Origin of the sequence: Kitasatospora sp. NPDC057595, assembly GCF_042800875.1 — a bacterium.
Lineage (GTDB): Bacteria > Actinomycetota > Actinomycetes > Streptomycetales > Streptomycetaceae > Kitasatospora.
In genome coordinates, this window is record NZ_JBHVGL010000002.1 from 546,235 (window position 1) to 560,543 (window position 14,309).

13 protein-coding genes and 1 pseudogene are annotated in these 14,309 nt (G+C 74.0%); 2 read left to right on the plus strand and 12 right to left on the minus strand.

The genetic code is table 11. From position 1 onward, the window contains the following. Positions 1-65: 65 nt before the first annotated feature. From ACFU9E_RS05960 to ACFU9E_RS05970, 3 genes are all read right to left on the minus strand, one after another. Positions 66-473 (minus strand): hypothetical protein, encoded by a 408-nt coding sequence (locus ACFU9E_RS05960; protein WP_380689861.1) that lies wholly within the window; start codon positions 471-473, stop codon positions 66-68. Next, positions 470-1,984, minus strand: a complete 1,515-nt coding sequence (locus ACFU9E_RS05965; protein ID WP_380689859.1) for an ATP-binding protein — start codon at positions 1,982-1,984, stop codon at positions 470-472. Before ACFU9E_RS05965 ends, ACFU9E_RS05960 begins: the two co-directional genes overlap by 4 nt. 69 nt (positions 1,985-2,053) lie before the next feature. After that, entirely contained in the window at positions 2,054-2,731 is a 678-nt protein-coding gene (locus tag ACFU9E_RS05970; RefSeq protein ID WP_030300621.1) for a response regulator transcription factor, read from the minus strand. Between the two features lie 291 nt (positions 2,732-3,022). Between ACFU9E_RS05970 and ACFU9E_RS05975 the strand changes: the two genes are divergently transcribed. Continuing rightward, positions 3,023-4,021 (plus strand): SigE family RNA polymerase sigma factor, encoded by a 999-nt coding sequence (locus ACFU9E_RS05975; RefSeq protein WP_380686344.1) that lies wholly within the window; start codon positions 3,023-3,025, stop codon positions 4,019-4,021. 226 nt (positions 4,022-4,247) lie between these two features. On the opposite strand, the gene ACFU9E_RS05980 is transcribed toward ACFU9E_RS05975, so the two are convergent. The 4 genes from ACFU9E_RS05980 to deoC form a co-directional block, all read right to left on the minus strand. Then, the gene (locus ACFU9E_RS05980; RefSeq protein WP_380686343.1) at positions 4,248-4,886 is read right to left on the minus strand and encodes an ATP-binding protein; all 639 of its coding nucleotides are present in this window, start codon (positions 4,884-4,886) and stop codon (positions 4,248-4,250) included. A 242-nt stretch (positions 4,887-5,128) separates the two neighbouring features. After that, positions 5,129-6,031 carry an aldehyde dehydrogenase family protein gene (locus tag ACFU9E_RS05985; RefSeq protein WP_355358706.1) on the minus strand — a complete coding sequence of 301 codons (903 nt, stop codon included), beginning with the start codon at positions 6,029-6,031 and terminating at the stop codon, positions 5,129-5,131. Then, positions 6,024-7,508: an aldehyde dehydrogenase family protein gene (locus ACFU9E_RS05990; RefSeq protein ID WP_380686342.1), complete on the minus strand. Its 1,485-nt coding sequence runs from the start codon at positions 7,506-7,508 to the stop codon at positions 6,024-6,026. Before ACFU9E_RS05990 ends, ACFU9E_RS05985 begins: the two co-directional genes overlap by 8 nt. A 5-nt stretch (positions 7,509-7,513) precedes the next feature. Continuing rightward, positions 7,514-8,500 carry a deoxyribose-phosphate aldolase gene (deoC, locus tag ACFU9E_RS05995; RefSeq protein WP_380686340.1) on the minus strand — a complete coding sequence of 329 codons (987 nt, stop codon included), beginning with the start codon at positions 8,498-8,500 and terminating at the stop codon, positions 7,514-7,516. A gap of 130 nt (positions 8,501-8,630) precedes the next feature. Between deoC and ACFU9E_RS06000 the strand changes: the two genes are divergently transcribed. Further along, positions 8,631-9,317, plus strand: a complete 687-nt coding sequence (locus tag ACFU9E_RS06000; protein ID WP_380686337.1) for a PH domain-containing protein — start codon at positions 8,631-8,633, stop codon at positions 9,315-9,317. Between the two features lie 70 nt (positions 9,318-9,387). On the opposite strand, the gene ACFU9E_RS06005 is transcribed toward ACFU9E_RS06000, so the two are convergent. The 5 genes and pseudogenes from ACFU9E_RS06005 to ACFU9E_RS06025 all read right to left on the minus strand — a co-directional run. Next, entirely contained in the window at positions 9,388-11,112 is a 1,725-nt protein-coding gene (locus ACFU9E_RS06005; RefSeq protein WP_380686335.1) for a phospho-sugar mutase, read from the minus strand. Positions 11,113-11,445: 333 nt separating this feature from the next. Continuing rightward, positions 11,446-12,267: a purine-nucleoside phosphorylase gene (locus tag ACFU9E_RS06010; protein WP_380681887.1), complete on the minus strand. Its 822-nt coding sequence runs from the start codon at positions 12,265-12,267 to the stop codon at positions 11,446-11,448. 159 nt (positions 12,268-12,426) lie between these two features. Further along, positions 12,427-13,527, minus strand: coding sequence for a C40 family peptidase (locus ACFU9E_RS06015; protein WP_380681888.1), 1,101 nt, complete (start codon positions 13,525-13,527; stop codon positions 12,427-12,429). Positions 13,528-13,562: 35 nt separating this feature from the next. Further along, a complete protein-coding gene (locus ACFU9E_RS06020) occupies positions 13,563-14,045 on the minus strand; it encodes a poly-gamma-glutamate biosynthesis protein PgsC/CapC (protein WP_380681889.1) in 483 nt (160 codons plus the stop codon). Continuing rightward, positions 14,042-14,309: pseudogene (locus ACFU9E_RS06025) on the minus strand (hypothetical protein); the annotation flags it as partial. The pseudogene ACFU9E_RS06025 and the gene ACFU9E_RS06020, both read right to left, overlap by 4 nt.

Consider the following 14,309-nt stretch of genomic DNA (forward strand, 5'->3'; position numbering starts at 1 on the left):
GGAATCCGGCGGAGGCCGCGGGGGAGCCGCCCGGTGAACCGGACGGCCCCCCGCGGCCCGCGCGATCAGCGGCAGGGCGCCGTGGTGGAGGCGGTGGGCGACGGCAGCGCGCCGAACACGTTGTCCGCCGGCGGCGTCGGGGACACCACGACGGGCGACGGCGAGGCGGCCGGCTGCACGACGGGCGGCCCGGACGGCGAACCCGACGGCGAACCCGCCGGCGCACCGGCCCGCACCGTGGCGGCGTGCGCAGGCGCCTGGGCGGCCGCGCCCGCCCCCCCGGTCGGCGTGCTCGGCGCCGTGGGTATCCGCGCCACGGTCGGGCAGGCGGTCCGGCTGGCGGGCGCGCCCGCGTCCACCGGGACGGCGGTCGGACGGATGCCGCAGGCGGTGGCCAGCGCGGCCAGCCCCAGCAGCGCGGCGGCGGCGAACGGGCGTCGCGGACGGGCACCGGTCGGGCGGACACGGTTCACTGGGCACCCTCCTCGGGGGCGGTGTCGGCCGGTGGCGGAGGCGGCGGGGTCCGCGGCAGGGTCAGCGTGAACACCGCGCCGACCTCGCCGTTCGCGGCGGTGATGGTCCCCCCGTGGATCTGCGCGTTGGCCATCGCGATGGACAGGCCGAGGCCGCTGCCCTCCGAGCGCGCCCGCCCCTTGTCGGCCTTGTAGAAGCGGTCGAAGACGTGCGGCAGCACGTCCTCCGGGATGCCCGGACCGCTGTCCGACACCTCGACGACCACGTTGTCCCCGTCCTCCCGCACCCGCACCCGCACCGGCGAGCCGCCGTGCTTGAGCGCGTTGCCGATGAGGTTGGCGAAGACGACGTCCAGCCGGCGCGGGTCGACCACCGCCCGCACCCCGCGCGGCGCGTCCAGCTCGACCGCGTCGTACCAGGCCCGGCCGTCGATGCAGGACATGATCAGGTCCGCGATGTCCACCTCGTCGGCGACCAGCTTGGCCGTGCCGGCGTCGAAGCGGGTCACCTCCATCAGGTTCTCCACCAGGTCGGACAGCCGGCGGGTCTCGCTGACCACCAGCCGCACCGCCGGCTCGATCATCGGGTCCAGCGACTCCGCCTCGTCCTCCAGGATGTCCGTCACGGCGGTCATCGCGGTCAGCGGGGTGCGCAGCTCGTGCGACATGTCGGCGACGAACCGCCGGCTCTGCGCCTCCCGCGCGCTCAGCTCCTCCACCTGCTCGTGCAGCGACTCCGCGGTCCGGTTGAAGGTCCGGGCCAGATCGGCGAGTTCGTCCGAGCCGTCGACCTCCAGCCGGGTGTCCAGATGGCCCTCGCCGAGCCGCCGGGCCGCGTCGCCGAGCCGGCGCACCGGCCGCAGCACCGTCGCCGAGGCCGCCTGCGCGAGCAGCGCCGAGCCGATCAGCGCCAGCAGCGTGGCGATGGCCAGCGACCATCCGAGCGTATTGAGGTCGGCCCGCTCGTTCTCCAGCGACTTGAACATGTACGCGGTCGGGCCGGTCGGCACCACCTTGGTGCCGCCGATCACGAACGGCCGGCCATCGAGGTTCTGCCGCTGCCAGTACAGGTGGTACGTGTACGGGTTGGAGTCGGTGATCTCGCGAGGCTTGCCGACCGCGGTCTGCAGCGCCGTCGGCACATTGGCGAGCGTGTACTGCGAGGGGCTGGAGGAGGCGATGCAGTCCGGCAGGGCCGGGTCCGCGACCACCACGTCGTAGCTGAGCCCGGAGCTCGCGACGATGTTCGCCAGCGTGTTCAGGTCCTCGCAGGTGGCGTTCAGCGGCAGGTTCGACACATTGCGGGTGAGCGAGACCCGGAAGTCGTTGAGCGCGGTGTCCTGCGCGCGCTTGAGCACCGCGTCGCGGTTGAGCCAGTACGCGATGCCGGAGGCCGAGACGGCGGTGAGCAGCGCGACCGCGGCGAACACCGCGATCAGCCGCACGCGCAGCGAGCGCAGCCGTCGCCACGGGCCGGAGGAGAACCGGGCCGTCGTCTGATGGTTGGTCACGGGAGCCTGTCGTTGCGGAAGGTCAGTGCGCGCGGCGGGATATCGCCCGCGCCGGACGGGGAGCGGCGGTCACGCGGGAGGGTCCAGCCGGTAGCCGACGCCGCGCACCGTGCGGATCAGCGTCGGGGCCGAGGGCACGTCCTCGACCTTGGCCCGCAGCCGCTGGACGCAGGCGTCCACCAGCCGGGAGTCGCCCAGGTAGTCGTGCTCCCAGACCAGCCGCAGCAGCTGCTGGCGCGACAGCGCCTGCCCGGGCCGCCGGCTGAGCTCCAGCAGCAGCCGCAGCTCGGTCGGGGTGAGCTGGAGGTCCGCGCCGTCCTTGGTGACGGTCATCGCCGCCCGGTCGATCACCACGCTGCCGTAGACCGAGGAGTCGGAGTTCTCCCGCTCGCCGCGCCGCAGCACGGCCCGGATCCGGGCGTCCAGCACGCGCGGCTGCACCGGCTTGACCACGTAGTCGTCGGCACCCGACTCCAGGCCCACCACGACGTCGATGTCGTCGGAGCGGGCGGTCAGCAGGATGATCGGCAGCTGGTCGGTGCGGCGGATCCGGCGGCACACCTCGAAGCCGTCGATGCCGGGCAGCATGACGTCCAGCACGATGAGGTCCGGCCGCTGCTCCTTGAAGAGCCGCAGACCGTCCTCGCCGGAGGCGGCGGTGGCCACGCGGTGGCCCTGGCGGGTGAGGGCGAGTTCGAGGCCGGTGCGGATGGCGTCGTCGTCCTCGATCAGAAGGAGGAAAGGCACGGCCTCATTCTGGCTCACCCGGAGCGGGTAATCACCCCCCATCGACCGTCCCGGCCCCGGGCACCGCCCGCGCGGGCGGTGCCCGGGAACCGGAACGCCCGTGACCGGCGTCCGTCAACAACGGGAGCGTGTTCGGGACGAAAGGCCCGGCCCTGTGACAGCCCTGTGACAGTCGACGGACAGTGCCATCACAACCGGCGGGCAGGATTTTCGATGTCGCCGCAGGACAGCGGGCCAATCGGCCGGCCGAGGCGGCGTCAACGGAACTCGAACCGACCAAGGGGGCGCACGATGAACGCCACGCTTCAGACCCGGACCAACCCGGCTGTCCGCACCGCGCGTTCATCGGCCACCGCCTTCCTGACCCGGCCGGCGGCCGGGGCCGAGGAGAGCTCCGGTGCCGTGATCGCACGGGGGTGCGCGCACAGCACCGGTGGAAACACTGTCGTCCGCCGGGTGAGCGGCGGCGGCAGGACGGGGGAGCTGTACGGGATCGGCCACCGGGGGAACGCGGCCGACTCCGCCTCCACCTTGACGCTGCGGGGGGTCCTCCCCATCCGCGTCGAGGACAAGGACGCCCTGGGGGGGAACCGGGGCATCGGGGGGACCGGCCTGCGGAAGGCCGACTCGGGGGAGTCGGCCGGCCGCGAGGCCGCCGGTGCGACGCTGCTGCGGCTGAGCCCCGCGGCGGTGCCCGCCACCGGGGCACAGCGGACCGAGGTGCAGCGGGACGGGGCGCAGGGGGAGCGCCCCGCCGTCGCCGAGGACCACGTCACCGAGTTCACCGCGTACGTGCGCGAGCGCCGCGCCTCCCTGTACGCCACCGCCTACCACCTGACCGGCGACCGCTACGAGGCCGAGGACCTGCTGCAGAGCGCGCTCTTCAGCACCTACCGCGCCTGGGGCCGGATCACCGACAAGGCCGCGGTCGGGGGCTACCTGCGCCGCACCATGACCAACCTGCACATCTCCGCCTGGCGGCGCCGCAAGGTCAACGAGTACCCGACCGAGGAGCTGCCGGAGACGGTCGGCGACACCGACGCGATGGGCGGCACCGAGCTGCGCGCCGTGCTCTGGCAGGCGCTGGCCAAGCTGCCGGAGAACCAGCGCACCATGCTGGTGCTGCGCTACTACGAGGGCAAGACCGACCCGGAGATCGCCGACGTGCTCGGCATCAGCGTCGGCACGGTCAAGAGCAGCATCTGGCGCGCGCTGCGCCGGCTGCGCGACGACGAGCAGCTGAACACCTCGGGTGACACCCTGCGGTCGTTCGGCGAGCTGGTCGCGTAGCGGAACCGAGGCGTTCCGGCCCGCCGTGGGGGTGGGGCCGGACGGGACTCCCGTCGGGGGACGGGTAGCAGGACGGACGCGGTACGGGTGGCGCCGGCTCGGGGGAGCGGCGGCACCGGGAGGGGAACCACGGACGTCCGGGGAAGGCGGCGGGTCCGGTGCGGGGGAGACGCACCGGCCCGCCGTTCCGCGTTCCCGGCGGCGTTCCGCGTTCCCGGTGGCCGCGTCAGACCGCGGACAGCTCCCCGGCGGAGGCCGCCGCGCGGATCCGCCGTCCGGCCTCCGGCCCGGCGCACGGGTGGGCGCCCAGCGCGACCTGCCGCCCGACGATGTCCCGCTCGGCCCGCATCAGCCGCCAGCCGCGCCGCAGCAGCACCGGCAGCGACTTGCGGCCCTCGCGGACGTCCCGGCGCAGCCGCCACCAGGCGGTCGTCAGCGCGCCGTTGCGCAGGCACAGGGCGTCGCCGAGCAGCCCCCCGGCGGCGCAGTCGGCGGTGATCTCGGCGGCGAAGATGCCCTCGGCGACAAACGCGCCCGCCCCGTCGAGCTCCAGCACCCGGGTGGAGACGCGGCCGTTGTCCGGGATCGAGTACACCGGCACCTCGGCCCGGCCGGTGGTGCACAGCTCGCGGATGGCCTCGACGGCCTGCTCGCGGTGCCAGGCCAGCGGGGAGTCCCAGTCCACCGCGCCGTCGGGCAGCCGCGGCAGGCTCGGGTCGTCGCCGTCCTTGTAGAAGTCGTCGAGCTGGAGCACCGGCAGGCCGCTGCGTTCGGCGAGCGAGGACTTCCCCGATCCGGAGGGCCCGGAGAGCAGGACCACCCGGGCGCGGGCTATCGGCACAGGGTTCAGCGGGGAGTCACTCACGGGACACCAGTCTGACGCATCGGGGCCCGATGCCGAAACCGGTCGGATCCCCCGGATCCCGGGAGGAAGGATCCGGCAAGCCCCCGGAAAAGTCGACGGACCCGCGCCAGGGGGGGAGAGGCGCGGGTCCGTCCTGTGACCGTCCGGGCCCTGGGGGGGAGAGGGCACGGGGGACGGCCAGTCTGTGGAGTTGTGTCACCAACTCGCGGCCACGGAGTGCAGCCGCTGCGGGGATCCGGAGGTCAGATCCCCATCGGGTGCCAGACCGTCTTGGTCTCCAGGAAGGAGAGTAGCCGGTCCGTTCCGGGAGCATTGGTCCAGTCCTGGGCGAACGGGTCCAGCTCCGGGCGGATCACCCTCTTCAGGGTATCTGCGGCAAGCGCTTCCAGCGCGCCCGCCGCGCCGGGACCGTCGGCGGCGATCGCGCCGGTGAGGTCCAGGGCGTTGACGTCCTGGTGCGAGGCCAGGGTCGGCGCGATGTCGGCGGTCCGGCCGGACAGCAGGTTGACCACGCCGCCCGGGACGTCCGAGGTGGCCAGCACCTCGCCCAGCGACAGCGCGGGCAGCGGGGCGTCGGCCGCGGCCGCCACCACCACGGTGTTGCCGGTGGCGATGGCCGGGGCGATCACCGACACCAGGCCGAGCAGCGAGTGCCCGTACCCGGCCTGCGGGGCGACGATCCCGACCACACCGGTCGGCTCCGGGGTGGAGAGGTTGAAGTAGGGGCCGGCGACCGGGTTGGCGCCGCCCGCGATCTGGGCCACCTTGTCGGTCCAGCCCGCGTACCAGACCCAGCGGTCGATCGCCGCGTCCACCAGGGCGGCGGCCTTCTTCGGGCCGATGCCCTCGGAGAGCGCCACCTCGGCGGCGAACTGCTCGCGCCGGCCCTGCAGCATCTCGGCGACCCGGTACAGCACCTGGCCGCGGTTGTACGCGGTGGTGCCGGCCCAGCCCTTGACCGCCGCGCGGGCGGCCACGACCGCGTCGCGGGCGTCCTTGCGGGTCCCGAGCGGGGCGTTGGCCAGCCACTCGCCCTTCGCGTCCGTCACCTCGTACACCCGCCCGCTCTCGGAGCGCGGGAACTTCCCGCCGACGTACAGCTTGTAGGTCTTGAGGACATCAAGACGGCTCACGACATCAGACATCGAGGTAGGCCTCCAGACCGTGCCGGCCACCCTCGCGGCCGTAACCCGACTCCTTGTAGCCGCCGAACGGCGACGTCGGGTCGAACTTGTTGAAGGTGTTGGCCCAGACCACGCCGGCCCGGAGCCTGTTCGCGGTCCAGAGGATGCGCGAGCCCTTCTCCGTCCAGATGCCGGCGGAGAGCCCGTAGGGGGTGTTGTTGGCCTTCTCGACCGCCTCGGCGGGGGTGCGGAAGGTCAGCACCGACAGCACCGGGCCGAAGATCTCCTCCTGGGCGATCCGGTGGGCCTGGCTGACGCCGGTGAACACGGTCGGGCGGAACCAGAAGCCGGCGCCCGGCAGCTCGCAGGCGGGCGACCAGCGCTCGGCGCCCTCGGCCTCGCCGGCGTCGGCCAGCGCGGTGATCCGGGCCAGCTGCTCGGCGGAGTTGATCGCGCCGATGTCGGTGTTCTTGTCCAGCGGGTCGCCGACCCGCAGGGTGCCCATCCGGTGCTTCAGCGCGGCCAGCAGCTCGTCCTGGACCGACTCCTGGACCAGCAGGCGCGAACCCGCGCAGCAGACGTGGCCCTGGTTGAAGAAGATGCCGTTGACGATGCCCTCGACGGCCTGGTCGATCGGCGCGTCGTCGAAGACGATGTTCGCGGCCTTGCCGCCCAGCTCCAGCGACAGCTTCTTGCGGGTGCCGGCCACCTGCTTGGCGATGGCCCGGCCGACCGGGGTGGAGCCGGTGAAGGCGACCTTGTTGACGTCCGGGTGCGCGGTGAGCGCGGCGCCGGTGCGGCCGTCGCCGGTGACGATGTTGACGACGCCCTTCGGCAGACCGGCCTGGCGGCAGATCTCGGCGAAGCGCAGCGCGGTCAGCGGGGTGGTCTCGGCCGGCTTCAGCACGACCGTGTTGCCGGTGGCCAGCGCCGGGGCGATCTTCCAGGCCAGCATCAGCAGCGGGAAGTTCCACGGGATGACCTGGCCGGCCACGCCCAGCGGCTTCGGGTTCGGGCCGAAGCCGGCGTAGTCCAGCTTGTCGGCCCAGCCCGCGTAGTAGAAGAAGTGCGCGGCGACCAGCGGCAGGTCGACGTCGCGGGTCTCGCGGATCGGCTTGCCGTTGTCGATCGACTCCAGCACCGCCAGCTCGCGGCTGCGCTCCTGGATGATCCGGGCGATCCGGAACAGGTACTTGGCGCGCTCGCTGCCGGGCAGCGCCGACCAGTCGGCGAAGGCCTTGCGGGCGGCGGCGACGGCGCGGTCGACGTCCTCCTCGGTGCCCCGGGCGAACTCGGCGAGCACCTGCTCGGTGGCCGGGTTGACCGTCTTCAGCGCCTCGCTGCCCGAGGAGTCGACGAACTCGCCGCCGATGAAGTGGCCGTAGGAGGCGGCGATGTCGCCGGCCGCGGCGGGCGACTCGGGCGCCGGGGCGTACGTGAAGAGGCCGCCCGCCGGCTTCTGGGCCGCGGGCTCCTCGGTGTTCTTCTTCTTGGCCATGGTGATCAGTCCACCGTCACGTAGTCGGGGCCGGAGTACCGTCCGGTGGTCAGCTTCTGGCGCTGCATCAGCAGGTCGTTGAGCAGGCTGGAGGCGCCGAAGCGGAACCAGTGCGGGGTCAGCCAGTCGTCGCCGAGGGTCTCGTTGACCATCACCAGGTACTTCATGGCGTCCTTGGTGGTGCGGATCCCGCCGGCGGGCTTCACGCCGACCTGCACGCCGGTGGCCGCGCGGAAGTCGCGGACCGCCTCCAGCATCAGCAGGGTGACCGGCGGGGTCGCGTTGACGGCGACCTTGCCGGTGGAGGTCTTGATGAAGTCGGCGCCGGCCAGCATCGCCAGCCAGGAGACCCGGCGCACGTTGTCGTAGGTCTGCAGCTCGCCGGTCTCGAAGATCACCTTGAGGTGGGCGGCGCTGCCGTCGGGGCGGCGGCAGGCCTCCTTGACCGCGACGATCTCGTTGAAGACGTCCAGGTAGCGGCCGGAGAGGAAGGCCCCCCGGTCGATGACCATGTCGATCTCGTCGGCGCCCGCGGCGACCGCGTCGGCGGTGTCGGCGAGCTTGACCGGCAGCGCGACGCGTCCGGCCGGGAAGGCGGTGGCGACCGAGGCGACCTGGATGCCGGTGCCCCGCAGCGCCTCCTTCGCGGTGGCGACCATGTCCGGGTAGACGCAGATCGCGGCGACGCGGGGGGTGCCCGGGTCGGTCGGGTCGGGGTTCCTGCCCTTGGCGCACAGCGCGCGCACCTTGCCGACCGTGTCCGCGCCCTCCAGCGTGGTCAGGTCGATCATCGAGATGGCCAGGTCGATGGCGTACGCCTTGGCCGTGGTCTTGATCGAGCGGGTACCGAGAGTGGCGGCACGCGCCTCCAGGCCGACCTGGTCGACACCGGGCAGGCCGTGCAGGAAGCGGCGGAGCGAGGCCTCGGACGCAGCGACGTCCGCGAGACCGCTGCCCGCGACGCCTTGGGCGTTGGCTGCAAGAGTGGACATAGTCACCACACCAGCATATCTACGCGCGTAGTCCGCCGCTAGGCCCGGAACGCATCGATGCCGGACCGAGACCTGCGGGTGTGATCGCCGCCCCTGTGGATACCCGGGGGGATGCGGCAGAATCGTCGACATGACCGATTCCGACGGCAGGCCCCACCAGGGCCCGGCCGGCTCCGATGGTGAGCCCGTGTACGCCGACCGCGTGTACCGCTCCGTTCCCGGCGTGATCTCCGGTGTGCTGCTGCTGGCCGTGGCGGGCTGGCTGATCGGGGACGCCGCCCTCAACGGCACCGGCAAGACGCCGTGGGTGTCGCTGGCCGCCGTCCCGGTCTTCGCCCTCCCCGTGATCGCGTACACGCTGCGCCCCGCCGTCCGCGCCAACGCGCGCCGGCTGGTGGTGCGCAACCCGCTGCGCACCATCACCGCCCCCTGGGCCTCGGTCGACGCGCTGCGCGCCGGGTACTCGGTGGAGCTGCTCGCCGACGGCCGGAAGTTCCAGGTGTGGGCGGTGCCGGTGTCGCTGCGCCAGCGCAAGCGCGCGGCCCGCGCCCAGGACCGGGCCGGCCGGCCGCAGCACGCCTCCCGGCTCGGCCTGATGTTCGGCCAGGGCGGCGCCCCGTCCGGCCCCGGCGTGCAGGGCTCGTCGGACCCCACCCGGGCCTGGTCCGACCAGGTGGTCGGCATCCTCCAGGAGATGGCCGAGCGCAACGCCTCCCACCCCGACGCCACCGGGCCGGTCGAGGTCCGCTGGTGCTGGTGGATCATCGCCCCGACCCTGGCCGGGCTGGCCGCGCTGATCACGGTGATCGCGGTCTGAGCCGCCCGGACACGACGACAACGAGGAAGGGCCCGCCGGTTCGGCGGGCCCTTCTCCGTCGTCCGGACCGTCAGACGGTGATGCCGGCGGCCGCGGCCAGGTCGTGCTTGATCGTCGCGAGCAGTTCGGCGGCGCGGGTGCGGGCGCCCGCGAGGTCGGCGGCGGAGGCGACCGGGAGGACGACCTCCAGGTAGCACTTGAGCTTGGGCTCGGTGCCGGAGGGGCGGACCACGATCCGCGCCGAGCGGACGGCCTCGCCGGCCAGGTGGTAGCGCAGGCCGTCGGTGGGCGGCAGCTCGGCCGAGCCGGCGGCGAGGTCGTCGGCGCGGGTCACGGTGAGGCCGGCCAGCGCGGTGGGCGGCTGCTCGCGCAGGGTGCGCATGGCGTCGGCGATCAGGGAGAGGTCCTCGACCCGGACCGACAGCTGGTCGGTGGCGTGCAGGCCGTGCTCCAGCGCCAGGTCGTCGAGCAGGTCGCCCAGGGTGCGGCCGGACTGCTTGAGGGTGGCGGCAAGCTCGGCGACCAGCAGGGCGGCGGTGATGCCGTCCTTGTCGCGCACGCCCTGCGGGTCGACGCAGTAGCCGAGCGCCTCCTCGTAGCCGTAGCGCAGGCCCTCGGCGCGGGAGATCCACTTGAAGCCGGTGAGGGTCTCCGCGTAGCCGAGCCCGGCGGCCTCGGCGATCCGGCCGAGCAGGGTGGAGGAGACGATGGTGGTGGCGAAGGTGCCGGCAGCCTTCTTGGCGACCAGCGCGGCGCCGAGCAGCGCGCCGACCTCGTCGCCGCGCAGCATCCGCCAGCCGTTCGCGCCCTGCCCGCCGCCGGCGGCGTCGCCGTTGGCGGGGACGGCCACCGCGCAGCGGTCGGCGTCCGGGTCGTTGGCGATGACGATGTCCGGCCCGGCCGCGGCGGCGGTGCGGAAGGCGAGGTCCATCGCGCCCGGCTCCTCCGGGTTGGGGAAGGCGACGGTCGGGAAGTCCGGGTCCGGCTCGGCCTGCTCGGCGACCACGGTGGGCGCCGGGAAGCCGGCCCGGTCCATGGCGGCGAGGAAGGTGTCGCGGCCGACGCCGTGCATCGGGGTGTAGACGACGGCGAGGTCGCGGGCGCTGTGCGGGTCGACGATGGACGCGGCGCGGTCCAGGTAGGCCTCGACCACCGACTCGTCCACGGTCTCCCAGCCGCTCCCGGCGAGCGGGACCTCGGTGAGCGAGCCGATCGCGTCGATCCCGGCGGCGATGCCCGCGTCGGCCGGCGGCACGATCTGCGAGCCGTCGCCCAGGTAGACCTTGTAGCCGTTGTCCTGCGGCGGGTTGTGGCTGGCGGTGACGGTCACCCCGGCGGCCGCGCCGAGGTGGCGGACGGCGAAGGCGAGCACCGGGGTGGGCAGCGGGCGCGGGAACAGCGCGGCGCGCAGGCCGGCGCCGACGACCACGGCGGCGGTGTCGCGGGCGAAGTCGTAGGACTTGTGGCGGGCGTCGTAGCCGATCACCACGAGGTCGCCGAGCCCCTGCTGCTTGACGTAGGAGACCAGGCCGGCGGCGGCCCGGATCACCACGGCGCGGTTCATCCGCATCGGTCCGGCGCCGAGCTCGCCGCGCAGGCCGGCGGTGCCGAACTGGAGGCGGCCGGCGAAGCGCTCGGCCAGCTCGGCCCAGGCCAGCTTGGCCGTCGAATCGGCCTCGGGGCCCTCGGCGTCGGCGAGCAGCGCGGCGAGTTCCTCGCGGGTCTGCGGGTCCGGGTCCTCGGCGAGCCAGGTGCGGGCCCGGGCGAGGAGGTCGGTGGTGGTTGCCTGCGTCATGGCTGCAGCTCCATCGGGAAGTGCGTCGGTGGTCGGCCGGGGAGGGTGCCCCGGCCCGGGGCCGGTGGGACGGGCTCGGGGGAGACGGACGTGCGGAGACGGGCGCGGAGGGACGGGTCGGCGGGGGCGGCGGTGGTCGGGCGCGGTGCCCGGCCGGGACGGGACGAACCGTACGGCGCGGCGGCGGCCCGGGCGGGCCTCCGCCCGGACGGGGCGTGTCGGGCCGGGGTGTGTCCGGCCGGCGGACGCGGACGGGGCCCGCGGGCGGGCGTGATCACCCGATCACACCCGCCCCGGGCCCCGTCGCTCATGCCGTCCGTACGCGTTCCGGCGTCAGATCCGCTCCAGGACCTTGGCCAGCAGCGCGCCCATCCGCTCGGCGGAGGCCTTGCCGGCCTCCAGCACCTCGGCGTGGTTGAGCGGCTCGCCGGTCATGCCGGCGGCCAGGTTGGTGACCAGGGAGATGCCCAGCACCTCGGCGCCGGCCTCGCGGGCGGCGATGGCCTCCAGGGTGGTGGACATGCCGACCAGCTCGCCGCCGATCACCCGGGCCATGTTGACCTCGGCCGGGGTCTCGTAGTGCGGGCCGCGGAACTGGACGTAGACCGCCTCGTCGAGGCTCGGGTCGACCTCGCGGCACAGCTCGCGCAGCCGCTTGGAGTAGAGGTCGGTGAGGTCGACGAAGTTGGCGCCGACGATCGGGGAGTCGGCGGTCAGGTTGATGTGGTCGCTGATCAGGACCGGCTGGCCGGGCACCCAGGTGGGGCGCAGGCCGCCGCAGCCGTTGGTCAGCACGATGATCCCGCAGCCGGCCGCGGCGGCGGTGCGCACGCCGTGGACGACGGTGGCGACGCCGTGGCCCTCGTAGTAGTGGTTGCGGCCGAGGAAGATCAGGGCGCGCTTCTCGCCGATCTTCACCGAGCGGATCGTGCCGGCGTGGCCGGCCACGGCGGGGGCGGGGAAGCCCGGGAGTTCGGTGACCGGGAACTCCGCCACGGTCTCGCCGAGGGCGTCGGCGGCCGGCACCCAGCCGGAGCCCATCACCAGGGCGACGTCGTGGCGCTCGGCACCGGTCAGCTCGCGCAGGCGCGCGGCGGCGGCCTGGGCGGCGGCGTAGGGGTCGGCGGAGACGACCGACTGAGGAGATGCGTTCACGTGTCCGAGGATAGACGGGAAACGGCTACGCGCGTAGAAGTTCCTGGTGCGACGTGCCGGATCGTTACCCGGATGGCCCGAACGCACAGCTCGGGGCGCGGGCCGGGCGCGGCGCCCCGGTCCGGGCCGTGGCGGCCGGGGCGGCGGCGCGGCGCCCGGTCACAGCCGCTTCGCGCTGCGCAGGCCCTTGGCGTACATCCCGTTGTCGTCCAGCCGGGCGGTGCCGCCCTTGTCGCCGAAGGTCGGGCCGTCCGCCTCCTCGCGGCTGGAGACGTAGCGGGGGTGGCCGTCGGTGTCCAGGCCCAGGTAGATGCCGGTGTGGTCGAGCCGGGCGCCGGTGCGGGCGTCGATCTCGAAGAACACCAGGTCGCCCGGGAGCAGCGGATCGGTCGAGGCCGGCCGCACGGTGGTGTCCGAGTCTGGTGCGGTGGTCAGCGGCAGCACCGGCACCCCCGGGCCCAGCCGGGCCAGGCCGTCGGCGGTGCGGGGCAGGCCGGGGCCGGACGCGTCCTTGGACAGCAGCGGGTAGCCGGACCGGTAGCCGTACACCATGCGGACGAAGCCGGAGCAGTCGAAGGCGCCGTAGCGGCTCCGGTCCGGGCGCTTGGTGACCTTGTCGGCGAAGGTGTACGGGACGCCGAGGTAGTCGAAGAAGTCGGTCTGCTCCAGGCGCAGGTCGTTGCCGGCCGAGCCGTCCGGGTTGAGCGGGCCGAACGAGGCGTCGCCCCGGAAGCGGACGCCCTTGCCGTCCTTGCCCTCCGGTGCGCCCGCCAGGTACTGGGTGGCGACGGCGAGCACGTCGTCCTCGGTGGAGCCGAGGTACTGGCCGAACCAGCCGCGGAACCAGGCCTCCTCCTGGGCCCCGGCCCGCCACGGCTGCGGCATCAGCCGCACCCAGCTGTCGCCGGTCAGCACGGCGGCGGTGGTGCCCGGTTCGGCGAAGGTGCGGCTGGGGCCGGTCAGTACGGCGGTGCGGGCGCCGTCCGTCAGGGTGGCGAGGACGCCGCCGCGCGCGTCGCGCACCACCGTCCGGTCGGGGCCGGTGAGCCGCTCGTAGCGCGGGCCGGTGGCCGCGGCGGCGGTGCCCGGGGCGGGCGAGGAGGGCGCGGCGGGCGCGGTGAGCAGCGGTGCGGTGCCGCCGACCGGGGCGGGCCCGCGCTCGCGCTCGCGCTCGCGCAGCTGGACGGTGAGGTAGCCGCCGGCGGCCAGCAGGGTGACGGCGAGGCCGCCGCTGAGCAGGGACTTCGGGGTGACGGGCATGGCGGTTCGGGTTCCTGGGGTTCGGGCGCCGGGGATCAGGTGCCGGGCAGGGCGCCGAGCAGCACGCCGGCGGTGAGCACCACGTAGGTGGCGAGGGTGACGGTCGTGGTCGCCATCAGGGTGGCCGCCCTGGGCTGGCGGACCAGCTGGTAGGCGATCAGGCCGGGGACGATGAAGCCCAGCGTCTGGTTGGCGTACAGGGTGGGCAGCTCGTGCTGGAGGACCAGCATCACAGTGGCCTGGAGCAGGACGCCGATCAGCACCACGGCGGCGAACAGCCGCTTGCCGTAGAGGATCACCAGCTTCTGGACCGCCCGGGTGGCCAGGTAGGTGAGCACGGTGACGCCGGCCACGACGGCGACCCGCTGGAGGTCCTCGACCAGGGTCAGGGCCAGCCAGCCCGGGGTGATCATGCCGCCGGGGGAGAGGTTGGTGGTCAGGTAGCAGACCAGCGAGAAGACCAGCCCGAGCGCGATGCCGAGGGCGGCGATCTCGGGGGTGAGCTCGGTGGGGATCACGGCCGGTCTCCGTAGCGGGGGTGAGGGGGGCGGTCGTACGGGTGGTGGGGGTCGGCCGGCTCGTACCAGGAGTCGGGCAGCGGTTCGGGGACGTACACCGGTTCGTACGCGGGCTGGTGGACGGGCTCGTACGCCGCCGGCTCGTACGCCGCCGGTTCGTACACCGGCTCGTACACCGGTTCGTACGCGGGCTGGTGGACGGGCTCGTACGCCGCCGGCTCGTACGCCGCCGGTTCGTACACCGGCTCGTACACCGGTTCGTAC

Bases quoted from the DNA above. Each gene is read 5' to 3' on its own strand.
- ACFU9E_RS05985 (WP_355358706.1), bottom strand. From the start codon at position 6,031: ATGTCTGATGTCGTGAGCCGTCTTGATGTCCTCAAGACCTACAAGCTG.
- ACFU9E_RS05990 (WP_380686342.1), bottom strand. From the start codon at position 7,508: ATGGCCAAGAAGAAGAACACCGAGGAGCCCGCGGCCCAGAAGCCGGCG.
- ACFU9E_RS06015 (WP_380681888.1), bottom strand. From the start codon at position 13,527: ATGCCCGTCACCCCGAAGTCCCTGCTCAGCGGCGGCCTCGCCGTCACC.
- deoC (WP_380686340.1), bottom strand. From the start codon at position 8,500: ATGTCCACTCTTGCAGCCAACGCCCAAGGCGTCGCGGGCAGCGGTCTC.
- ACFU9E_RS05975 (WP_380686344.1), top strand. From the start codon at position 3,023: ATGAACGCCACGCTTCAGACCCGGACCAACCCGGCTGTCCGCACCGCG.
- ACFU9E_RS06000 (WP_380686337.1), top strand. From the start codon at position 8,631: ATGACCGATTCCGACGGCAGGCCCCACCAGGGCCCGGCCGGCTCCGAT.
- ACFU9E_RS06005 (WP_380686335.1), bottom strand. From the start codon at position 11,112: ATGACGCAGGCAACCACCACCGACCTCCTCGCCCGGGCCCGCACCTGG.